The 20,711-nt window shown below is 65.1% G+C and carries 18 protein-coding genes; 7 read left to right on the top strand and 11 right to left on the bottom strand.

Going from position 1 to position 20,711, the window contains the following annotated elements; all coding sequences use genetic code 11:
- Positions 1 to 3: 3 nt before the first annotated feature.
- Complete coding sequence (locus tag AACH06_RS09515) at positions 4 to 615, bottom strand: cob(I)yrinic acid a,c-diamide adenosyltransferase (RefSeq protein WP_341425417.1); 612 nt, start codon at positions 613 to 615, stop codon at positions 4 to 6.
- A 126-nt stretch (positions 616 to 741) separates the two neighbouring features.
- Here AACH06_RS09515 and AACH06_RS09510 point away from each other — a divergent pair, with 126 nt between their 5' ends.
- The 4 genes from AACH06_RS09510 (at position 742) to AACH06_RS09495 (ending at position 3,437) form a co-directional block, all read left to right on the top strand.
- Entirely contained in the window at positions 742 to 1,107 is a 366-nt protein-coding gene (locus AACH06_RS09510) for a YciI family protein (protein ID WP_341425416.1), read from the top strand.
- A 128-nt stretch (positions 1,108 to 1,235) separates the two neighbouring features.
- The gene (locus tag AACH06_RS09505) at positions 1,236 to 1,661 is read left to right on the top strand and encodes a YciI family protein (RefSeq protein WP_341425415.1); all 426 of its coding nucleotides are present in this window, start codon (positions 1,236 to 1,238) and stop codon (positions 1,659 to 1,661) included.
- A 23-nt stretch (positions 1,662 to 1,684) separates the two neighbouring features.
- Positions 1,685 to 2,095, top strand: a complete 411-nt coding sequence (locus tag AACH06_RS09500) for a VOC family protein (RefSeq protein WP_341425414.1) — start codon at positions 1,685 to 1,687, stop codon at positions 2,093 to 2,095.
- 7 nt (positions 2,096 to 2,102) lie between these two features.
- Positions 2,103 to 3,437: an RNA polymerase sigma factor gene (locus tag AACH06_RS09495; protein ID WP_341425413.1), complete on the top strand. Its 1,335-nt coding sequence runs from the start codon at positions 2,103 to 2,105 to the stop codon at positions 3,435 to 3,437.
- Positions 3,438 to 3,500: 63 nt separating this feature from the next.
- Here AACH06_RS09495 and AACH06_RS09490 read toward each other — a convergent pair whose 3' ends face one another.
- On the bottom strand, positions 3,501 to 4,448 hold the full coding sequence (locus AACH06_RS09490) for a hypothetical protein (protein WP_341425412.1): 948 nt from the start codon (positions 4,446 to 4,448) through the stop codon (positions 3,501 to 3,503).
- Between the two features lie 334 nt (positions 4,449 to 4,782).
- On the opposite strand from AACH06_RS09490, the gene AACH06_RS09485 reads away from it, so the two are divergent.
- Entirely contained in the window at positions 4,783 to 6,189 is a 1,407-nt protein-coding gene (locus AACH06_RS09485) for an FAD-binding oxidoreductase (RefSeq protein ID WP_341425411.1), read from the top strand.
- Positions 6,190 to 6,216: 27 nt separating this feature from the next.
- Here the strand turns inward: AACH06_RS09485 and AACH06_RS09480 are convergent, their stop codons facing one another.
- The 5 genes from AACH06_RS09480 to AACH06_RS09460 all read right to left on the bottom strand — a co-directional run bounded on the left by AACH06_RS09480 (position 6,217) and on the right by AACH06_RS09460 (position 13,375).
- Positions 6,217 to 7,752 carry a SpoVR family protein gene (locus AACH06_RS09480; RefSeq protein ID WP_341425541.1) on the bottom strand — a complete coding sequence of 512 codons (1,536 nt, stop codon included), beginning with the start codon at positions 7,750 to 7,752 and terminating at the stop codon, positions 6,217 to 6,219.
- Between the two features lie 216 nt (positions 7,753 to 7,968).
- Positions 7,969 to 9,252: a YeaH/YhbH family protein gene (locus tag AACH06_RS09475; protein ID WP_341425410.1), complete on the bottom strand. Its 1,284-nt coding sequence runs from the start codon at positions 9,250 to 9,252 to the stop codon at positions 7,969 to 7,971.
- Positions 9,253 to 9,290: 38 nt separating this feature from the next.
- On the bottom strand, positions 9,291 to 11,213 hold the full coding sequence (locus AACH06_RS09470; protein WP_341425409.1) for a PrkA family serine protein kinase: 1,923 nt from the start codon (positions 11,211 to 11,213) through the stop codon (positions 9,291 to 9,293).
- 553 nt (positions 11,214 to 11,766) lie between these two features.
- A complete protein-coding gene (locus AACH06_RS09465) occupies positions 11,767 to 12,690 on the bottom strand; it encodes a ParB/RepB/Spo0J family partition protein (protein ID WP_341425408.1) in 924 nt (307 codons plus the stop codon).
- A 115-nt stretch (positions 12,691 to 12,805) separates the two neighbouring features.
- A complete protein-coding gene (locus AACH06_RS09460; protein WP_341425407.1) occupies positions 12,806 to 13,375 on the bottom strand; it encodes an RBBP9/YdeN family alpha/beta hydrolase in 570 nt (189 codons plus the stop codon).
- Positions 13,376 to 13,464: 89 nt separating this feature from the next.
- Here AACH06_RS09460 and argC point away from each other — a divergent pair, with 89 nt between their 5' ends.
- Entirely contained in the window at positions 13,465 to 14,406 is a 942-nt protein-coding gene (gene argC / locus AACH06_RS09455) for an N-acetyl-gamma-glutamyl-phosphate reductase (protein WP_341425406.1), read from the top strand.
- 109 nt (positions 14,407 to 14,515) lie between these two features.
- Here argC and AACH06_RS09450 read toward each other — a convergent pair whose 3' ends face one another.
- From AACH06_RS09450 to mnmG, 4 genes are all read right to left on the bottom strand, one after another.
- Complete coding sequence (locus tag AACH06_RS09450; RefSeq protein WP_341425405.1) at positions 14,516 to 16,147, bottom strand: S41 family peptidase; 1,632 nt, start codon at positions 16,145 to 16,147, stop codon at positions 14,516 to 14,518.
- Between the two features lie 34 nt (positions 16,148 to 16,181).
- Positions 16,182 to 16,991, bottom strand: coding sequence for a ParA family protein (locus tag AACH06_RS09445; RefSeq protein ID WP_341425404.1), 810 nt, complete (start codon positions 16,989 to 16,991; stop codon positions 16,182 to 16,184).
- A 110-nt stretch (positions 16,992 to 17,101) separates the two neighbouring features.
- Entirely contained in the window at positions 17,102 to 17,791 is a 690-nt protein-coding gene (rsmG, locus tag AACH06_RS09440; protein ID WP_341425403.1) for a 16S rRNA (guanine(527)-N(7))-methyltransferase RsmG, read from the bottom strand.
- A 61-nt stretch (positions 17,792 to 17,852) separates the two neighbouring features.
- The gene (gene mnmG, locus AACH06_RS09435; RefSeq protein ID WP_341425402.1) at positions 17,853 to 19,859 is read right to left on the bottom strand and encodes a tRNA uridine-5-carboxymethylaminomethyl(34) synthesis enzyme MnmG; all 2,007 of its coding nucleotides are present in this window, start codon (positions 19,857 to 19,859) and stop codon (positions 17,853 to 17,855) included.
- A 198-nt stretch (positions 19,860 to 20,057) separates the two neighbouring features.
- Between mnmG and AACH06_RS09430 the strand changes: the two genes are divergently transcribed.
- On the top strand, positions 20,058 to 20,339 hold the full coding sequence (locus AACH06_RS09430) for a YkgJ family cysteine cluster protein (RefSeq protein WP_341425401.1): 282 nt from the start codon (positions 20,058 to 20,060) through the stop codon (positions 20,337 to 20,339).
- Positions 20,340 to 20,711: the final 372 nt, after the last annotated feature.

The following is a 20,711-nucleotide window of genomic DNA, read 5'->3' as shown; positions in this document are numbered from 1 at the left end:
GCGTCAGGGTGCGCCGGACTCGTTGCCGACGGCCACGTCGGCTTCGGCGACCTTCTTCAGGCGCTCGCTGTGCCAGTAGACATCGTCACCGCCGAGCCCGTCGAGGTTGGCGCGGTTGAGCACCCGCGCTAAAACGAACAACAGATCGGACAAGCGGTTCAGGTATTGGCGGGGCGCCACGTTGACCGCCTCGATGGCCGCCAACGCCACCACGGCGCGCTCCGCGCGCCGCGCGATCGTGCGGGCCACATGAGCAATGGCTGCACTGCGCGCGCCGGCCGGCAAGATGAATTCGGCCAGGCGTGGCAATTGGGCGTTGTAGTGCGCGAGCGCCTGGTCGAGCCGGAGCACCGCGTCGGCCTTCAGCAGCTCGTAGCCCGGAATGGACAGCTCACCGCCAAGGTTGAACAGCTCGTGCTGAATGGTGACGAGCAACTCGCGGATGTCGGCCGGCAGGGGCTCGGCCAGCAAAACGCCGAGCTGCGAGTTCAGCTCGTCCACATCGCCCATCGCGCCGATGCGCAAGTGATCTTTGGGAACGCGCTGCCCGTCGCCGAGCCCGGTCGTGCCGTCGTCGCCGGTACGCGTCGCAATTTGAGAAAGTCGATTGGCCATGGGACGCAGTTTAGGGCGGTGCGGCTGACACTTCTCGCTGACTCCCAGCACCGGTTACGCGGCCGCCGCGCACCGTGCTCAAATCGATGGACAAGGACATGCGCCCAACGTAACCAGGAGATCGTGATGCGCTACATGCTGTTGATCGTCGAACCCCCCGGTCAGCGTGAGACGCGCACCCGCGCCGAGGGCGAGCAAGCCTACGACGCGATGCGCCGGTTCGGGGAGACACTGCAGGCCGAAGGCAAGCTGTTGGCCGTGGAGTCCCTCGCCACGACAGCCAAGGCGACCCGCGTGCAGATTCGCCAGGGCCAAACGCACCTGCTCGACGGGCCCTTTGCAGAAGCCAAGGAAATGGTGGGCGGCTTCTATCTGCTGGAGTGCAACAGCTCGGCCGAGGCGATCGAGATCGCGCGCCGCTGTCCCGCGGCCGAGTGGGCCACCGTCGAGGTCAGGCCGGCCGCCCCGTGCTTCGAGGAATCGAACGCCTGACAGCCGGCGTGCCGGGTCAGGCGCCGGGCGCGGACTGGTGGCAGGAACGCAGCTTGCCACGCCGCCGTGTCGAATTTCGCCGAGCTGCTTCGTCGTCGGACTGTGGTGCCATTCACAGGAGTTCGACGATGCGTTTCATGATCATGGTTCGCGCCAATGCGCAGAGCGAATCCGGCGCCATGCCCGACAAAGACCTGATGGCTGAGATGGTGGCGTTTCATGAGCAATTGGCCAGGGCCGGCGTGCTGCTGGACGCCAATGGCCTGAAGCCCAGTGCCCAGGGTTTTCGGGTCAGCTACCAAGCCGGCAAACCAACGCTGCTCGACGGCCCCTTCACCGAAACCAAGGAGTTGATCGCCGGCTACACGCTCATCCAGACCCGCTCTCGCGAGGAGGCGATGGAGTGGGCCCGGCGCTTCCCTGCTCCGTTCGGCCCTCAGGTCAAAGGTGAGATCGAAGTGCGCCAGTTGTTCGAGATGGAGGATTTCGCTTCCCCTGGAGTCGGCCACCCCACCGGCCGCCCCACCGACGACTCCCACCTCGGCTCCCACTGAGTCGGCTTCGACCAGGAGACACCATGCCCACACAAATTTTCGTCAACCTGGCCGTCAAGAACGTCGAGCGGACCCGCGCGTTCTATGCGGCCCTGGGCTACGAGTTCAATCCGAAGTTCAGCAATGACAAGGCACTTTGCATGATCGTGTCCGACACGATCTTCGTGATGCTGCTCGCTGAACCGTTCTTCCAGACCTTCATCGACAAGACCATCGTCGACGCCAAGCAAAGCACCGAAGCCCTGTTGTGCCTGTCTTGCGACAGCCGCAACGCGGTGGATTCACTGGTCGCGAAAGCGGTGGCTGCCGGCGGCCGCACGCCCCGCCCTGCGCAAGATCTCGGATTCATGTACAGCCACAGCTATGAAGACCCAGACGGTCACCTCTGGGAGCTGGTCTACATGGATCCGAACGCCGCGCCGCCTCATCCCTGACGCCGAGATGCCAGCAAACGCCTCGGCCGCCTCCGCCTCGCCCCATGCCACGCACCAGGCCATCGACGCGGTTTGGCGCATCGAGCGGGCCAAGATCGTCGCCAGCATCGCGCGCATGGTGCGCGACATCGGTCTGGCCGAAGAGCTGGCACAAGATGCGCTGGTCGCCGCGCTCGAACACTGGCCATCCGAAGGTGTGCCGGGCAACCCTGGCGCTTGGCTGATGACCACGGCGAAGCACCGGGCGCTGGATCGGCTGCGCCGCGACAAGAACCTGGCGGCCAAGCTGGAGCAGATCGGGCTGGACCTCGAAGCCCGGGAAGCGCTCGTCGTGCCGGATTTCGTCGAAGACCTCGATGCCGCGCGGCAAGACGACATCGGCGACGATCTGCTGCGCCTGGTGTTCACGGCCTGCCATCCGCTGCTGTCGCGCGAGGCACGTGTGGCGCTGACGCTGAAGCTGCTGGGCGGCCTGACCACCGGTGAGATTGCGCGGGCCTACCTCGTGCCGGAGCCGACGATCGCCCAACGCATCGTGCGCGCCAAGCGCACGTTGTCGGAGGCGCGCGTGCCGTACGAAGTGCCGCGCGGCGAAGAACTCGGCCCCCGCCTGGCCTCGGTGTTGGAAGTGGTCTACCTCATCTTCAATGAAGGCTACACCGCCACCGCCGGCGAGCAATGGATGCGGCCACCGCTCTGCGACGAAGCCCTGCGCCTCGCCCGTATCCTCGCGGAGCTGGCGCCGGACGAGCCTGAGGTGCACGGCCTGGCAGCACTGCTGGAGATCCAGGCATCCCGGACCGCCGCACGCACCGACGAGCAGGGCCGGCCCGTGTTGCTGGCCGACCAGAACCGCGCACGGTGGGATCACCTGCTGATCCGAAGAGGTCTCGCCGCGCTGAACCGCGCCGAGCAGTTGGTGGCGCGCCAAAGGCGCGCGCTCGGACCCTACGCGTTGCAGGCCGCCATTGCCGCCTGCCATGCCCAAGCCCCTACCGCTGAGGCCACCGACTGGGGGCGGATTGCCGCACTGTATGAAGCGCTGGCCCAGATCAACCCATCTCCCGTGATCCAACTCAATCGCGCCGTCGCCGTCGGCATGGCCATGGGCCCGGAAGCCGGCCTGGCGATCGTCGACACGCTGGTCGACGAACCCGCGCTGAAGAACTATCACTGGCTGCCGGCGGTGCGGGGTGACTTGCTGGCGAAACAGGGGCGGAGCGAACTCGCCTCTGAGGAGTTCCTCCGTGCGGCCGAGTTGGCGAGGAATGAACGAGAGAAAGCTCTGCTGAAAGAGCGGGCGGCGGCAGCGGCCACCCATGAAAAAGCCCGGCGGCATTGACTGCGGCCGGGCTGTGAAGCGGTCATTGGCGATCCGAGAGATCGCCGTGCCGACGCAGACCGTTTACGGATTGACGACGATCTCCGGAGCGTCCATGAGGAAGCTCAGGTCGTCCCCATAGTAATTCCAGAGGCTGTACGAATTGCCCGAGTGGTCGGACACGTTCAACTCCGTCGGCAGATAGGTGCCCGTCGACTGCCATTCGTTGATTCGGCCTCCAAGGGTCAGCGCCACGTTGGTCTTGCCGCGCACGCTGATGCCGCCTTGAACGTAGAAGCAGTCGGACCAGTAGTCACCGTTCAGGCAGTAGGTCAGCGAGGCGGAACGGATGCCGGCGGTACCGACGTCAGCCAGATTGAGCTGAACGCCCACGCGCGGAGCGGCGCCGGGAAGCATGCCCCCCGGAGGCGTCGACTTGGAGACCACCGGGGTCAGATTGACGCCGCCGGACTGCGCTGTCGGCGCGGAGGTGTCACCGACGGCACCGAACACGGTGAAGGTCGTGCGGCCGCCCATGGCCGCCAGAGCGGCTTCGTCATAGTAGGTGCTGAACCCGTTGGCATCAGACACGTTGACGCTGTAGATGCGCCAGTTGCCGTTCGCCGTCACACCTTCCATGTCGACAGCGATTTCGGCGTCAACGCGCTTGGCAGGCAATGGGTTGGTCCAGTAGGCGGAAGCGGTCTGGCCCCCCTCGCTCATCAACATGACGTTGATCTCGTTGACACCCGACAGGTTGTCGGCAGCGGCCAGGGTCACCACCGCCTGCGCGTACTTGCGGCTGGCGTTGACCTTGCTGGTCACGCTGGCCTTCTTGATTTGGGCCGGCTTGATGTCGTAGTTGTACTCGGGGCTGTTCACCAGATGGCGCTGGCTCTGCTTCACGAAATGGGCCTGCTGCTTGGGGCCCAGCTTCGAATAGTCGACGTCAACCGCGCCAGCCTGGGCGAAGCCGGCGGCAGTCATGGCGGCAACGGCCACGACGGCCAGGCGAATGGAATTCACACGCATGTTCAGCTCTCTCTCCGGTATAGAGACTGTCAATGGGAATGGAAGATGATCACGCCCGGCCCCCCCATTTTTCCGGTCTCGGGCGCGGCAGGATTTGACCTGCCGGATCCCCGCCGACATCTGAACGAATTGATGATTTTCAAGGCGAGGATCGCCTCGCCCCCCTAATTTGATGGTTTAGAGGACCGAGGCGAAGAAGAAGTGTCGCTCCCCGGAGGCTCAAGCGATGAGCCAGGGACAGCCCGTGCCTTCGAACGGCCTTGGCCCGCTCTCTGCAGAGATGTTGTGCAAAGCCGCCATGGCGGGCCATGCAGGCGGATCGCACAATCACCCCATGCAACCTTCGCACGAATCGCAGCCAACGCGCCCCTGGCCCGCAGTCATGCACGACGCCCTGGCCGCCCGCTTCGGCAGCCGCCTGTCCACGGCGCTCGCCGTGCGCGAACAGCACGGCCGCGACGAATCCCCCTTCGACGTGGCGCCGCCGGAGGCCGTGGTCTACGCTGAATCGACGGAGGAAGTCGCCTTCGTGGTGCAGCTGGCTCAGCAGCACCGCGTGCCGGTGATCCCCTACGGCGCCGGCTCGTCGCTCGAGGGCCACCTGCTGGCCGTTCAAGGGGGCGTCAGCGTCGACCTCTCGCGCATGAACCGCGTGCTGTCGATCAACCCGGAAGACCTGACCGTCACGGTCCAGGCCGGCGTGACGCGTGAGCAGCTGAACCGCGAGGTGCGCGACACCGGGCTGTTCTTCCCGATCGACCCGGGCGCCAACGCCTCGATCGGCGGCATGGCGGCCACGCGCGCATCGGGCACCAACGCCGTCCGCTACGGCACGATGCGCGAGAACGTCCTCGGGCTGACGGTGGTCACGGCGTCGGGTGAAGTGCTGCGCACCGGCACCCGCGCGCGCAAATCGAGCGCCGGCTACGATTTGACGCGCCTCTTCGTGGGGAGCGAAGGCACGCTGGGTGTGATGACCGAGATCACACTCAAGCTCTATCCGCTGCCCCAGGCGGTGTCGGCGGCGGTGTGCCATTTCCCCGACATCGCAAGCGCTGTCAACACGACGATCCAGATCATCCAGATGGGCGTACCAATCGCGCGTTGCGAGCTGCTGGACAGCAACGCCATCCGAGCAGTGAACCGCGCGGAGAAGATGGCGTTGAACGAATCGCCGATGCTGCTGATGGAGTTCCACGGCAGCGAGGCCGGCGTGAAAGAGCAGGCTGAAACCGTGCAGGACATCGCGGCGGAGTTCGGAGGCCTGGCGTTCGAATGGGCGTCCACGCCCGAAGCACGCACGCGGCTATGGACCGCACGCCACCGTGCCTACCTGTCGGGCTTGCAGATGAAGCCGGGCTGCCGCGCCGTGACAACCGATGCCTGCGTGCCGATTTCCCGCCTGGCCGAGGCGATCGTCGACTCGGTGGCCGAGGTCGAGGCCTCCGGCCTGCCCTACTTCATCGTGGGTCACGTGGGCGACGGCAACTTCCACGTCGCCTACCTGATCGATCCCACCCGCCCCGAGGAGCGTGAACTCGCCGAACAGCTGAACCACCAGTTGGTGCAGCGCGCCCTGCGGCTTGAAGGGACATGCACCGGCGAACATGGCATCGGTCTGCACAAGCAGGGCTTCCTGGTCGACGAAGCCGGTGCCGGCGCAGTCGCATTGATGCGCGACATCAAGCGGGCGCTGGACCCGCACTGCATCATGAATCCCGGAAAGATCTTTCAGCCTTGATGTTGGCTGCCCTCGCCGAGTACTGGCTCAGTTCGGCGCCGGCACACTCCACCTTCGCGTCACATCACCCTTGGCATTGACGCTTTCGAGTTGCACCCCGAAGCCCCACAGCCGTGCGGCGTGCTTGAGCACTTCGTGGGCGCCGTCGTCGAGCGGGCGGTCGTTGTGCTGGGTATGGCGCAGGGTCAGTGAGCGGTCGCCGCGCAGGTTCACGTTCCACACTTGGATGTTGGGCTCGCGGGCGCCCAGGTCGTATTGGCGCGAGAGAGCCTCGCGCACGCGGCGGTAGCCGCTTTCATCGTGGATGGCGCTGACCTCGATCTCGGTGTCCTTCTCGTCGTCGGTGATCTGGAAGAGGCGGAAGTCGCGCATCAGCTTGGGGCTCAAGAACTGGCCGACGAAGCTCTCGTCCTTGTAGTTGCGCATCGCTTGGTCGAGCGTGGGCAGCCACGGTTGGCCGGCGATGTTCGGGAACCAGTCGCGGTCTTCGTCGGTCGGGTTTTCGCAGATGCGCTTGATGTCGGTGTACATCGCGAAGCCGAGCGCATAGGGGTTGAGGCCCGAATAGTTCCGGTCGCCCACCTTGGGCTGGTAGACGACGTTGGTGTGCGACTTCAGCCACTCGATCATCACGCCGTCGGTGAGGAAACCGTCGTCGTACATGGTGTTGAGCAGCTTGTGGTGCCAGAAGGTCGCCCAGCCCTCGTTCATCACCTGTGTCTGGCGTTGCGGGTAGAAGTACTGGGCGATCTTGCGCACGATGCGCACAACCTCGCGCTGCCAAGGCTCCAGCAGCGGTGCATTCTTCTCGATGAAGTACAGCAGGTTCTCTTCAGGGTCTTCGGGGAAGCGGCGCGTGGCCTGGGCTTCCTCGGCCTTCTCGATGCGCTTGGGCAATGTGCGCCACAGGTCGTTGACCTGCTGCTGCGCGTACTGCTCACGGTCTTTGCGCATCGCCAGTTCTTCCGCCAGCGTCTTCTTGCTGGGCCGACGGTAACGATCGACGCCATGGTTCTGCAGCGAGTGGCAGGAATCCAGGAACTCCTCCACCGTCTCCACCCCGTGGCGCTCTTCGCACTCGCTGATGTAGTTCTTCGCGTAGACGAGGTAGTCGATGATGGACGAGGCGTCCGTCCACATCCTGAAGAGGTAGTTGCCCTTGAAGAAGCTGTTGTGGCCGTAGGCGGCATGCGCGATCACCAGCGCCTGCATCGCCATCGTGTTCTCCTCCATCAGGTAGCTGATGCAGGGGTTGGAGTTGATGACGATCTCGTAGGCCAGGCCCATGTGGCCGCGGCGGTAGTTCTTTTCAGTGGAAATGAACTCTTTGCCGTAGCTCCAGTGCCGGTAGTTCACCGGCATGCCCACGCTCGCGTAGGCATCCATCATCTGCTCGGCGGTGATGATCTCGAGCTGGTTCGGGTAGGTGTCGAGCCCGAAGCGGCGCGCCGTCTGCTTGATGACTTCGTGGTAACGCTCGATGAGCTCGAACGACCAGTCGCTCGGATCGGGCAGCGGGCTCTCCGGCCGCGGCGGCGCCGGCAGGGGGCCATCGAGCGCCATGCGAGGTTTGCGCCGATCGCCACCGGCTGGGATCTTGGAAGGGTTGTGCACGAAACGGCGGTCCTGTGAATACTCGGTCATGGCGTCAGCCTCTCGTGCGATGCGGGTTCATCGTCCGATTCCCCGACGGGGTCAGCACCGGCAAGTGGTGGGCTGCGGCCCGCCGTTGCCAGCCGGGGCCAGGCGCCGTGGGCATGCGGCGCTCAGCCCTCGGCATCATTTGGTCGCCCCTTCTTTCTTGAACAAGTCGCGGAAGACGGGGTAGATCTGCGCGGCATCGACGGCCTTGCGCATGGCGAATTGCTTGTGGGTCTCCGCCAGGCGCGCGTACTCTTCCCACAGGTTCTGCTCTTCTTCGGCCACTTGCACGTAGGCGTAGTAGCGGCAGGCAGGCAGCAGCTTCTCTGCCAGCAGCTCACGGCAGCGGCCCGAGTCGTGGTGCCAGTTGTCGCCGTCGCTCGCCTGGGCGCCGTAGATGTTCCACTCGCCGGGGTTGTAGCGTGCCTTGATGATGTCGTGCATCAGCTCCAGCGCACTGGAAACCACCGTGCCTCCGGTCTCACGCGCATGGAAGAAGTCTTCTTCCGACACCTCTTGCGCCTGCGTGTGGTGGCGAATGAAGACGAGGTCGATCTTCTCGTAGTGCTTGGTGAGAAACAGGTAGAGGATGATGAAGAAGCGCTTGGCCAGGTCCTTGCGCGCTTCGTCCATTGAGCCCGACACGTCCATCAGGCAGAACATGACCGCCTTGGAGCTGGGCACCGGCACCTTGACGCGGTTGCGGAACCGCAGGTCGATCGGATCGAGGAACGGGATGCCCGCCAGCTTGCCGCGCAGCTCGGCGATGCGCTTCTCGGCCTCGGCCATCTCCCGCAAGGCGATCGGGTCGTCGGAGTGGAAGCGCTTGATCTCCGCAACCCGCGCCTCGAGTGCATGCATCTCGCGCCGCGAATCGCCGCCCAGCGCAATGCGCCGGCTCAGCGCCCCGCGCATCGAGCGGACGATGTGCAGGTTGTTGGGCGTGCCGTCGCTCGAGTAGCCGGCACGATGGGTCTTCCACTCTGGCACGTCGGCCAGCTGGGTCTTGATCAGGTGCGGCAGGGCCAGGTCTTCGAAGAAGACCTGCATGAACTCTTCCTTGCTGAGCGTGAAGGTGAAGTCGTCTTCCCCTTCGCCCGAATCACTCGCCTGGCCCTTGCCACCGCCCTGCCCTCCACCGCCTTTCGGCCGCTGGATGCGGTCGCCGGTCACGTACTCCTTGTTGCCCGGATGGACCATCTCCCGCTTGCCGCCCTGCCCATGGTGGAACACGGGCTCGGAGATGTCCTTCTTCGGGATGCGCACTTCTTCGCCGCGCTCGAGGTCGCGGATGCCGCGGCCATCGACTGCGCGCTTGACCGCCTCGCGGATCTGATCCTTGTAGCGGCGCAGAAAACGTTCGCGGTTGCCGATCGACTTGTTCTTGCCGGCCAGCCGGCGGTCGATGATCTGCTGCAGCATCGCGCCTCTCGTCGGTTAGGGTCTTCGCGGTGTGGGCATCAAGAGGCCTTGCGCACGCGCAGGTACCACTCGCACAACAGCCGCACCTGTTTGGCGGTGTAGCCCTTCTCGACCATGCGCTGCACGAAGTCCTCGTGCTTCTTCGCCTCGTCGGCGCTGGCCTTGGCGTTGAAGCTGATGACGGGCAGCAACTCTTCGGTGTTCGAGAACATCTTCTTCTCGATCACCGAACGCAGCTTTTCGTAGCTGGTCCAGTTCGGGTTCTTGCCCGCGTTGTTGGCGCGCGCGCGCAGCACGAAGTTGACGATCTCGTTGCGGAAATCCTTCGGGTTGGCGATGCCCGCCGGCTTCTCGATTTTTTCGAGTTCGGCGTTCAGGCTGGCACGGTCGAAGACCTCGCCGGTGTCGGTGTCGCGGTACTCCTGATCCTGGATCCAATAGTCGGCGTAGGTGACGTAGCGGTCGAAGATGTTCTGGCCGTACTCGCTGTAGCTCTCAAGATACGCCGTCTGGATCTCTTTGCCGATGAATTCGGCGTAGCGCGGCGCCAGCTGTTCCTTGATGAAGCCGATGTACTTCTGCTCGAGTTCCTGCGGGAATTGCTCGCGCTCGATCTGCTGCTCGAGCACGTACATCAAGTGCACCGGGTTGGCGGCGACTTCCTGGCTGTCGAAGTTGAAGACCTTCGAGATGATCTTGAACGCGAAGCGGGTGGATATACCGGCCATGCCCTCGTCCACGCCGGCGTAGTCGCGGTACTCCTGGTAGCTCTTGGCGCGCGGGTCGGTGTCCTTCAGGTTCTCGCCGTCGTAGACCTGCATCTTCGAGTACAGCGATGAATTTTCAGGCTCCTTCAGCCGCGTCAGGATCGCGAACTGGCTCATCATCTTCAGCGTGCCGGGCGCGCATTTCGCCTCGGCCAACGAGGAGTTGCGGATCAGCTTCTCGTAGATCTTGATCTCTTCGGAGACCCGCAGGCAATACGGCACCTTGACGATGTAGACCCGGTCCAGGAAGGCCTCGTTGTTCTTGTTGTTGCGGAAGGCCTTCCACTCACTCTCGTTCGAGTGAGCGAGCACCACACCGTCGAAGGGAATGGCGCCAAAGCCTTCTGTTCCCTTGAAGTTGCCTTCCTGCGTGGCGGTGAGCAAGGGGTGCAGCACCTTGATCGGCGCCTTGAACATTTCGACGAACTCCATCAGCCCCTGGTTCGACAGGCAGAGGCCGCCGGAGTAGCTGTAGGCATCCGGGTCGTCTTGAGCGTAGGTCTCAAGCTTGCGGATATCGACCTTGCCGACCAGGCTGGAGATGTCCTGGTTGTTCTCGTCACCCGGCTCGGTCTTGGACACGCCGATCTGCTTGAGCACACTGGGGTGGCGCTTGACCACCTTGAACTGCCGGATGTCACCGCCGTACTCTTCCAGCCGCTTCACGGCCCACGGGCTCATGATGCGGTTCAGGTAGCGGCGCGGGATGCCGTACTCGCTCTCGAGCAGCGGGCCATCTTCTTCGGCGTTGAACAGCCCCAGCGGCGATTCGTTGACCGGCGATCCCTTGATCGCGTAGAACGGCACCAGCTCCATCAATTGCTTCAGCCGCTCGGCGATCGAGCTCTTGCCGCCACCGACCGGGCCCAGCAGGTAGAGGATCTGTTTCTTTTCTTCCAGGCCCTGCGCGGCGTGCCGGAAATAGGAGACGACCTGCTCGATCGAATCCTCCATGCCGTAGAACTCGGCGAACGCGGGGTAGATCTTGATGACCTTGTTGGCGAACAGACGAGACAGCCGCGGATCGTTGCGGGTGTCCACCATCTGCGGCTCGCCAATGGCCTTGAGCATGCGCTCGGCGGCCGTGGCGTAGGCCAAGGGGTTGCGCTTGCATTCGGCCAGGTAGTCCGCGAGGGATATCTCCTCCTCGCGGGTGCGCTCGTACCGGGCGGCGAAGCTGCTCATCACGTCCATGCAAGACCTCCTGTCAATGTGCGTCAGGGCGGCGCGGCGCGAGGGACCCCTCCGGCGCAGCGTCTGGGAAGTTCTGATGGCGTCCCGGCTGTACGGACCCGGGCGTCATCAGAGCTTTCCGGTCTTCAGGTCTTGCAACGCATCAAGTGGCGTTGACGGTGACAGCTTGTGCTTCTCTCCTGCAATCAATCGAGCAAAAAGCGGGCCATTGGCCCCCCACATCATCGGCCTGGATCACGATCACCTCGCGTCCCGACTGCGTACTCCGTTCAACGCAGCGCCGTGCGGTCAACCTGTTATATCTCGTTTCGCGCCCGCAGGGCTAGGGGCCGATGAATTCACGCCACAAGCAACAGGGGCCGAGATGCGTCCAAACGTGCGGAGTGTGGCAAGGTGGGCATCTGAACACGCGCCACCTTCACGCGCCGATCCGCGAGCGGCGATGTGTGGGCGCCCGTGTGCAAACGCCTATCGACATGCACCATTGGGCACACGGTTGCTTGCACGCGCGAACGAGGGCCTGCCGATCGTCAGCGGCCACACGGGACGGCGCTCAACGATCCTGAACGCCCAGCTTGTCGAGCAGCCCCGACAGCTCGTCGAGCGAGCTGAATCGGATCGCGATCTCACCTTGCTCGCCGCGCTTGGTCTTGCGTTGCACACGAATCTCGACGTCAGCGGTCAAGGCGTCGGCCAGCTGCTCCTCGAGCCGCACGATGTCACGTGACTTCTCTTGCGCTACACGCAGCAGGGGCGTCTGGCGGCCCGGGTTCATCGCCTTGGTGGCCAGCTTCTCGGCATCACGCACCGAGAGCTTCTTCGCCACGATTTCGTTGGCCGAGAGGATCTGCTGCGCACTGGCCAGGGGCAGCAATGCCCGCGCATGGCCCATGTCGAGGTCGCCCGCCATCAGCATCTGCTGCACGGGGGCGGCCAGGTTGAGAAGGCGCAGCAGGTTGGTGGCCGCGCTGCGCGAACGCCCGACCGCTTGAGCGGCCTGCTCGTGGGTCAGCCCAAACTCATCGACCAGGCGCTTCAGGCCTTGCGCCTCTTCCAGAGGGTTGAGGTCTTCGCGCTGGATGTTCTCGATCAGCGCCATCACGGCAGCCGCTTCGTCCGGCACCGGCTTGACCAGCACCGGCACCTCACCCAGGCCCGCCAGCTGGGCCGCTCTGAAGCGGCGCTCACCGGCGATGATTTCGTAACGCGCCGCGCCCGTGGCCTGGTCGCTGGCACCCAAGGGCCGCACCAGAATGGGCTGCATCACACCCTGGCTCTTGATGCTCTCGGCCAGCTCGTACAGCGACCCCTCGTCCATGCGGGTTCGCGGCTGGTACTTGCCGGCCTGCAGCTGGCCGACCTTCAGCACGCTCGGATGCCCTTCAGCCGACTTCGGATCTGTCGCGGTCTCGCTGACGGTGGGACCGAGCAGAGCCTCCAGGCCCATGCCCAGGCCCTTGGGTTTTTTCGTTGCCATGAGGATGATTGTCGCGCCTGCGTCGGCATTCAGCCGGGCCGGGGGCCGAGCCGCTGCGCGATCGGCCGGCTAACGCGACCGTGTGATGCCGTGGCTACCCTGCCCCCGGCACCCCTCACCGGCCTGTGGCCAGGCCGATCAGCATGGCCCGGCCGGCAGGCCAGTCACCCAGGCCGGACTCGGCATTCAAGTGGCCCCGAGGGCCGCAGGCGTGGCTGGCGGCACCCCAGGCGGCGGTGATCTCGCGCGACGAAGAGGCGCCGCTGAATGGGTCGTTGTCGCTGTAGGCCACCAGGGCTGGAAATGGCAAGGGCCGACGAATCGTTGGCCGCCAGTGGTGAAGCTGCACGGGTGTATCCGCTTGCTCCAGATCGGGGGGCGCGACCAGCAAGGCGGCCGAAACGCGCCCGGTGTGGCGCGAATGCGCGGCCCATGCCGCGACCAGATGGCAGCCCAGGCTGTGAGCCGCCAGCAGCACGCGTCGGTCGTCTTCGAGGATGACCTCCTCCAGACGCGCCATCCAATCGCCCCGACGTGGCCATTGCCAATCGGCCTGCTCCACGCGCTGGTCGCCGAAGCGGTCGGCCCACAGGGTCTGCCAATGCCCCGGGCCGGAATCGAGCCAGCCAGGCAGCAACAGCACGCGCGGGTGGGATGCTGGGTTCAGTGTCGTCGTCGCGTTCATGTCCGAAAGCTTGCCGTATGCTCCAGGGAATCCCCTGATTCTGGCGCCGCCCGCTCGGGCGGCCCCACCCCCACCGCCAAGGAATGCCCATGACCACCCGCGTGTACGTTGACGGCCAAGAAGGCACCACCGGCCTGCGCATCCACGAGTACCTAGCATTGCGTGGCGACATCGAGGTGCTCAAGATCGACCCGGACAAGCGCAAGGATCCGGTCGAGCGCGCGCGCCTGTTGAACGCCGCCGATGTGGCCTTTCTCTGCCTGCCGGATGCGGCGTCGCGCGAGGCGGCGGCCATGGTCACGAACTCCCACACCTGCCTGATCGACGCCAGCACCGCCCACCGCACCGCATCGGGCTGGGTGTTCGGGCTGCCCGAGTTGGCCCCCGATCAGCGGCAGATGCTTCGGCAGAGCAAACGGATCGCGAACCCGGGATGCCATGCCACCGCGTTCATCCTGCTGCTGCGCCCGCTGGTGGATGCGGGCTTGGTGCCGGCCGACGCGTTGGTCACCGCCACCTCGATCACCGGGTACTCCGGGGGCGGCAAGAAGATGATCGAGCAGTACCAGGCTGGCGGCGACCCGGCGCTGGACTCGCCGCGGCCGTATGGGCTGACGCTGTCACACAAGCATCTGCCCGAGATGGTGGCCCACACCGGCCTGCGGACAGCGCCGGTCTTCATGCCCATCGTGGCCAATTTCTACAAGGGTTTGGCGGTGAGTGTGCCCTTGCATCTGCAGGAGCTGCCGGGTATGGTGACCGGCCATCAACTGCACGATGCGTTGTCGGCCCGCTATGCGCAAGAACGCTTTGTGCGGGTGATGCCCTTGTCTGACCCAAGCACGCTGGAGCAAGGCTTCTTCGACGTGCAGGCGTGCAACGACACCAACCGTGTGGACATCTTCGTCTTTGCGAACGAGCGCCAGGCCGTTCTGATGGCCCGCCTGGACAACCTGGGCAAGGGCGCCAGCGGTGCCGCCGTGCAAGCGATGAACGTCCATCTGGGCAAGGACGAAGGCCTCGGCCTGTAGGGCACCGCCTTCCCTGAAGGGTGAGCCCCTGCCGGCAGCCTTCAGGGCTGCGCGACAGGGTTGCCAGTCGGCCCGGCCGGGCCCGGCCCGCCTGGCACTGCCGCCGGGGTCAGCGACGCGGCAAAGCGATCTTGCTCTCGCGCCACGGCCCGCGCAGCAAGCGCGGTGTTGCACGCTCTCCCGAGGCCAGGATGGAGCGGCGGCTCGCCTGGGCGGCCGCCACGTCACACGCGTTGTGGGTGAGGTTGTAGAGCGCCGCGGACAGCATGCCCTCTTCCACCGTGCCCAGGGCGCGGGTGAAGTCGTCGCTCACCGGACAGGTGGGTGTGAACCCGTCGGCGTAGTCGCCGTAGCCCTTCTGGTTGACCCCCTTGAACTCGATGGGGAAGTACGAGATGCCGCAGTTGTCTTTGGCGGTGAATCCGTAGGGCTTGCCGCAGGTGGTGCTGCCGATGACGCGGACGTCGATGTCAACCCCGCGCAGGCCGTTGATGATGGCCTCACTCGCCGAGCAGGTGCTGTCGGTGGCGATCACCGTGACGCGGGACAGATTGAGCGTCGGCAAGGCCTGACGGCGGCTGCACTCGAAGTTGCTGTCGAGGATGCATGAGGTGTCGTAGAAGGGCGTCTTGGCGTCTTCGCTGTTGGTCTCGCTGCTTCGCTTGCTGTTGTATTGCAGGTGTTCGAACACCTTGCCGGCCGTGGGGCCGCTGCCGGCCACCATGTAGGCCAACTCGCTGGCGAGGTAGAGGTAGCCGCCACCGTTGTAGCGAAGGTCGAGCACCAAGTCGGTCACGGCAGCCGCCTTCAACGCCGTGATGGCGTCAATCAGCTTCTGCTCCGAACTGGCGATGTGGTCGTTGAAGACGATGTAGCCCACCTTGGCGCCCGCGTTGTCCAGCACCAGGGTGGTGGGCACCGGGTCGAGCGTCACGTCCGCGCTGGTCACCGATCGGGTGATGGACGATCCGTCGACCCGGGTGAAGGTGAAGCGATGGGATTCCCCGTTGGCGCTCGGGAACAGGGCCGCGTTCAGGGTGTCGATGCCGGCGCTGTCACTGGCATCGGCGCTGGCGCCGTCGGCCGTGACCAGCAGATCACCGCGCATCAGGCCGGCCAAGGCCGCCGGCGAGCCCGGCTCGACGGTTGCGATGCGGATGCCACGCGGCAGGCTGTTCCAGCTGTCGGCGGCCCAGTTGATCCCGTACCCCGAGGTGGAGCCTGAGTTGATCAGGTCGTTCCAGGCCTTGGTGGGATAGGTGAAGCTGAACTGGTCGCGGCGCTTGCCCGAGGGCGTCAAGGCCGGCGTGAGCTGGGCGGTGAAGTAGTTGTCCAGCGACAGGTACACGTCTGAGGTGTTGCTGAACATGGCGGCGCTGGCGTCGACGCTGGGGATCTCGCCGAACCAGAGGTAGGCCTGGTTCATGTAGCTGTGTATCCAGGCCTTCTCGTTGTCGAGAGTGCCGGTCCGCGTGGTGTCGAGCGCGTCCGATCGATAGGGGTTGGTCGGTGCGCAGACCTGGGCTGCGTCGCTCGCCGGGGGCGGCGGCGGGGGTGGGGGCACCGGGAAGGGAGATGTCCCGCCATCCCCCCCTCCCCCGCACGCGGTGAGGGTCGCCGCCAAAGCGGTGGCAGCGAAGAGTGCCACCAGGCGGGGGCGTGCGCTGTTGAGCCGGTTCGTGGAATGAGCGTCGAGGCCGGCGTCGTCCTGGGTGAGTGGATGCAAGTCGAGAATCTCCATGGCGGTGTGTTGTCCAGCGGTCGTGCGCTGCAGCTCAGGCACTGCCCACCAGGGTATGGGGGGTCGTGGAGGGGGCCGCTGAGCTGACGCGCGCCACCATCTCCCGTGCGAAATCGATGAAGGCCTGGGCCCCTTTTGATGCCGGGTCGAACACCACACCGGGCAGCCCGTAGCTGGGCGCTTCGGCCAGCCGCACGTTGCGGGGGATGACGGTGTCGAACACCTTTTCGCCGAAGTGGGCCTTCAGCTGATCGCTCACCTGGGTCTGCAGGGTGATCCGGGGATCGAACATCACCCGCAAGAGGCCGATCAGCTCGAGGTCGCGGTTCAAATTGGCGTGGACCTGCTTGATGGTATTGACCAGGTCGGTCAGGCCTTCGAGGGCAAAGTACTCGCACTGCATCGGGACGATGACGCCATGCGCGCTGCACAAGCCATTCAGCGTGAGCAGACTGAGCGAGGGCGGGCAGTCGATCAGCACGAAGTCGTAGTCCGCGTCTGCTGCTTTCAAGGCGCGCCGCAGCCGCTCGTTGCGGTGCTCTAGCGCCACCAACTCAACCTCCGCGCCCGCCAGTTCGCGGTTGGCGCCGAGCACGTCGTAGCCACCCGATTCCGAGCGGGAGCGGGCCTCAGCGACGCTCGCGCTCTCCAGCAAGACGTCGTAAACGCTGGCCTCGAGCTTGCGTTTGTCGACCCCCGAGCCCATGGTCGCGTTGCCCTGGGGATCGAGGTCCACGAGCAAGACGCGCTGCCCGACTCGCGCCAATCCGGCAGCCAGATTGACACTGGTGGTCGTCTTGCCGACGCCGCCCTTCTGATTGGCGATGCAAAAGATTCGGGACATGGTGGCTGATTGTCGCTGGCGCGGGAGCGGGCGTCTGTGGATAAAGCTGTGGGCAGGCCGATGAATAGCCTGGGGATGGCCGGTGGACGACCCCGCCCGGCGTCACGCCCTCAACCGGCCTGGGGTCGCATCCACACCAGGCATCTGGCTGCGTCCAGGCCGGGCACCGTCAATGGTTCCACGTGAAACACTTCGACGTTCGCTGGCACCCCCGCCCGCTCTTCGGGCGAGAGATGGGCCTTCATCGCGACCCACCGCCCACCCGGCGCCAAGCGCGCCGTCGTCAGGCTGATGAAATCCGACAGCGTGGCGAATGCGCGCGACGTGATGAGGTCGAAGGGCGCATCGTCCATGTCCTCGACCCGCTGGTGCGTCGCCGTCAGGTTCGTCAGTTGAAGCTCTGCCGCCACCTGCCGAATGAAGCTGGCCTTCTTGGCCACCGCATCCACGCAGGTGACGGACCATTCCGGCTCACAAATGGCCAACACCACGCCAGGCAGACCTGCGCCGCTGCCCACGTCCAACACCCGGCAGCCCGCCTTCAGACCACTGCTCCCCTCACCTGCTTGACCCGCTTCACGCCGCAGGGGCTGGACGATGGCGAGGCAGTCCAGAAGGTGCTGGACCAGCATTGACCCAGGGTCACGAATCGCAGTGAGGTTGTAGACACGATTCCACTGGGCGATCAAGTCGAGATAGGAGAGCAGTCGCCGTTGCACCGCCGGCGGAAGCGGCAAGCCCAAGGCGTTCAGTCCGCGATCGAGGGGGCCGGCCAAGGGGTGGGAGATGGTGTCGGTCACGTCGTGGGAATTGATGTAGTTGACCAGCGGCCGAACGCTGGCGGCTGGCGAGCGGGCTGCATCAAGCAGCGTTGGCGGGCTTGTCTTCGGCCGCGGCGGCAGATTCATCGCCAGCGTCCGGCGCTCCAACCCGTCCCGTGAACCCAGCGAATCGCTTCTTCTTCAGATGCACCAGGAGCAGCGAAACAGCGGCCGGCGTCACACCCGAGATGCGCGCCGCCTGCCCCAGGGTGGCAGGCCGGTGGCGATTGAGTTTCTGCCGGACCTCGAAGCTGAGTGCAGTCACTTGGGCGTAGTCCAGCTCGGGCGGCAGGGCGAGACTCTCATAGGCCATCGATCGCTCCACCTCGTCGACCTGCTTGGTGATGTAGCCCGCGTACTTGACCGCGATTTCCAGCTGGTCGATCAACGCGTCGGTCAGCTCCGGCCCCAGTTCACTGCGCAACGTTTCACGTGAAACACCCGCGTCGGGTCGAGCATGCGCGGCCAGCGCGGCAATCTGGTCGTAGCCAATGCCAGGCCTGCGCAGCAGATCTGCCAGGCTGTACTCGCGCTCGATCGGCTTGCCCAACACGGGCTCGGCCACCTCCGGCGACAAGATGCCCGGATGCACCCATGTCGAGCGCAGTCTCTCCGCCTCACGTGCCAGTGCGTCGCGCTTGCGCTGGAAGGCCGCCCAGCGGTCGTCGCCCACCAATCCCAGGCTCCGCCCCAGCTCGGTCAGCCGCGCGTCGGCGTTGTCCTCGCGCAGCTGCAGCCGGAACTCGGCGCGGCTGGTGAACATGCGGTAAGGCTCGGTGACACCCTTGGTGACCAGGTCATCCACCAGCACACCCAAGTAGGCCTGGTCGCGCCGCAATGACAAGGGCGCCACCCCCTTGGCGGCGAGGGCCGCGTTCACGCCGGCGTAAAGGCCCTGCGCCGCCGCCTCTTCGTAGCCTGTCGTGCCATTGATCTGCCCGGCGAAGTAGAGGCCGCCGATCGCCCGTGTCTCGAAGCTCGGCTTCAGCTCGCGCGGATCGAAGTAGTCGTACTCAATGGCATACCCGGGCCGCAAGATGTGGGCACCCGCCAAACCCGGCATCGATCGCACCGCGGCCAACTGCACATCGAAAGGCAGCGAGGTGGAAATGCCGTTCGGGTAGAACTCGTTCGTGGTCAAGCCTTCGGGCTCGAGGAAGATCTGGTGGCTGTCTTTGTCGGCAAACCGGTTGACCTTGTCTTCGATGCTCGGGCAGTAGCGCGGCCCCACCCCCTCGATCACGCCGGTGAACATGGGGCTGCGATCAAAGCCCGACCGAATGATCTCGTGGGTGCGCGCACTAGTGTGCGTGATCCAGCACGGCACCTGCCGCGGGTGCATGCCGGCCGATCCCATGAAGCTGAACACCGGCACCGGGTCCAGATCACCGGGTTGCTCCGTGAGTTGCGCAAAGTCAATCGACCGCCCGTCAATGCGCGGCGGTGTGCCGGTCTTGAGCCGACCTTGCGGCAGCTTCAACTCTTTGAGCCGCGCCGACAGCGAGACCGCGGGCGGATCCCCTGCCCGGCCGCCACTGTGGTTCTGCAGCCCGACGTGAATGCGCCCGTCCAGGAACGTGCCGGCCGTCAACACCACCGCACGGGCGCGGAAACGCACACCCACCTGGGTCACTGCGCCCACCACGCGATCGCCCTCGACCATCAAGTCGTCGACCGCCTGCTGGAACAACCACAAGTTGGGTTGGTTCTCCAGACGTCGCCGGATGGCGGCCTTGTAGAGCACCCGGTCCGCCTGAGCCCGGGTGGCACGCACGGCGGGCCCCTTGCTCGAATTGAGGATGCGGAATTGGATCCCCGCCTCGTCGGTGGCCAAGGCCATGGCGCCACCGAGCGCGTCGACCTCCTTGACCAAGTGCCCCTTGCCGATGCCGCCGATCGATGGGTTGCAGCTCATCTGACCCAAGGTCTCGATGTTGTGCGTCAGCAGCAAGGTGGCGCAGCCCATGCGGGCGGCCGCCAAGGCGGCCTCAGTGCCAGCGTGGCCACCACCGACCACGATGACGTCAAATTCCTGGGGATAGATCACGGCGTATTCCTCACGGCCCCATCGCAGGGCCCAAGCCGGGTGAGCACGCCAAAACCGCGCGCAAGATCTTGATTTTAAAGACCCCGCGGATTTCGAGCACCCGATCAGGGATCGATCCCAATGCCACTGTGGCATCCGACTCGGCCTCGTGTCAGCGAGTGCACACATTCACACCGAGATCAGCGTGACAATCGTGCCATGCCATCCGACCCTGCCACCTGCCGACCGCGCTGCGGCGCCTGCTGCATCGCGCCCTCGATCAGCAGCCCGATCCCTGGCATGCCGAGCGGGAAACCCGCTGGCGTCCGGTGCGTACAGCTCGACGAGCACGATCAATGTCGCCTCTTCGGCGATCCTCGTCGGCCCACGGTGTGCACATCGCTTCAGCCTTCTCACACGATGTGCGGCGCCGGCCGCACTCACGCCATCCAGTGGCTGACCGCCCTCGAAACCGCCACCCGGCCCAACCCGCCGCGCTGAAAGACGCCGAGTCACGGCTGAAGCGCTGGCAAAAAAAAAGAGGTGCTGGCAGCGGAACGCCACCAGCACCTGAAAGTCAACCAAGCCAAATCTGCCACCGCACCCGAAGGTGACGTCAACAAACCTGACGCTGGTTGTGGAGGGATTCGAACAGGGCGGTCAGCCAAATCAACTCGTTAGCAGCTCCAATTCGATGGCAGCGAACATGTCATCGACGAGCGCAACATCACCACCCGGTGCGCGGAGAGTCTTGCGGGCCACCACTGACTTGGCGCAGTTCAGAAGACCGAAGCTCGCGAATCCCCGTGGTCGGCACAGAGTCGGCCACCGGGCGGCGCAACACGGGGCGGATCAAGGACAACAGGGCTTGCT

The sequence above is a fragment of the Ideonella lacteola genome, from assembly GCF_038066555.1.
Taxonomy (GTDB): Bacteria; Pseudomonadota; Gammaproteobacteria; order Burkholderiales; family Burkholderiaceae_C; genus Ideonella; species Ideonella lacteola.
The sequence above is the reverse complement of the archived record's forward strand: the minus strand, read 5'-3'. Positions and strand labels throughout refer to the sequence as shown.

Excerpts from the sequence above, each read along its gene's own strand:
- AACH06_RS09515 (WP_341425417.1), bottom strand. The coding sequence starts at position 615 with ATGGCCAATCGACTTTCTCAAATTGCGACGCGTACCGGCGACGACGGC.
- AACH06_RS09510 (WP_341425416.1), top strand. The coding sequence starts at position 742 with ATGCGCTACATGCTGTTGATCGTCGAACCCCCCGGTCAGCGTGAGACG.
- AACH06_RS09505 (WP_341425415.1), top strand. The coding sequence starts at position 1,236 with ATGCGTTTCATGATCATGGTTCGCGCCAATGCGCAGAGCGAATCCGGC.
- AACH06_RS09500 (WP_341425414.1), top strand. The coding sequence starts at position 1,685 with ATGCCCACACAAATTTTCGTCAACCTGGCCGTCAAGAACGTCGAGCGG.
- AACH06_RS09495 (WP_341425413.1), top strand. The coding sequence starts at position 2,103 with ATGCCAGCAAACGCCTCGGCCGCCTCCGCCTCGCCCCATGCCACGCAC.
- AACH06_RS09490 (WP_341425412.1), bottom strand. The coding sequence starts at position 4,448 with ATGCGTGTGAATTCCATTCGCCTGGCCGTCGTGGCCGTTGCCGCCATG.
- AACH06_RS09485 (WP_341425411.1), top strand. The coding sequence starts at position 4,783 with ATGCAACCTTCGCACGAATCGCAGCCAACGCGCCCCTGGCCCGCAGTC.
- AACH06_RS09480 (WP_341425541.1), bottom strand. The coding sequence starts at position 7,752 with ATGGCGCTCGATGGCCCCCTGCCGGCGCCGCCGCGGCCGGAGAGCCCG.
- AACH06_RS09475 (WP_341425410.1), bottom strand. The coding sequence starts at position 9,252 with ATGCTGCAGCAGATCATCGACCGCCGGCTGGCCGGCAAGAACAAGTCG.
- AACH06_RS09470 (WP_341425409.1), bottom strand. The coding sequence starts at position 11,213 with ATGGACGTGATGAGCAGCTTCGCCGCCCGGTACGAGCGCACCCGCGAG.
- AACH06_RS09465 (WP_341425408.1), bottom strand. The coding sequence starts at position 12,690 with ATGGCAACGAAAAAACCCAAGGGCCTGGGCATGGGCCTGGAGGCTCTG.
- AACH06_RS09460 (WP_341425407.1), bottom strand. The coding sequence starts at position 13,375 with ATGAACGCGACGACGACACTGAACCCAGCATCCCACCCGCGCGTGCTG.
- argC (WP_341425406.1), top strand. The coding sequence starts at position 13,465 with ATGACCACCCGCGTGTACGTTGACGGCCAAGAAGGCACCACCGGCCTG.
- AACH06_RS09450 (WP_341425405.1), bottom strand. The coding sequence starts at position 16,147 with ATGGAGATTCTCGACTTGCATCCACTCACCCAGGACGACGCCGGCCTC.
- AACH06_RS09445 (WP_341425404.1), bottom strand. The coding sequence starts at position 16,991 with ATGTCCCGAATCTTTTGCATCGCCAATCAGAAGGGCGGCGTCGGCAAG.
- AACH06_RS09430 (WP_341425401.1), top strand. The coding sequence starts at position 20,058 with ATGCCATCCGACCCTGCCACCTGCCGACCGCGCTGCGGCGCCTGCTGC.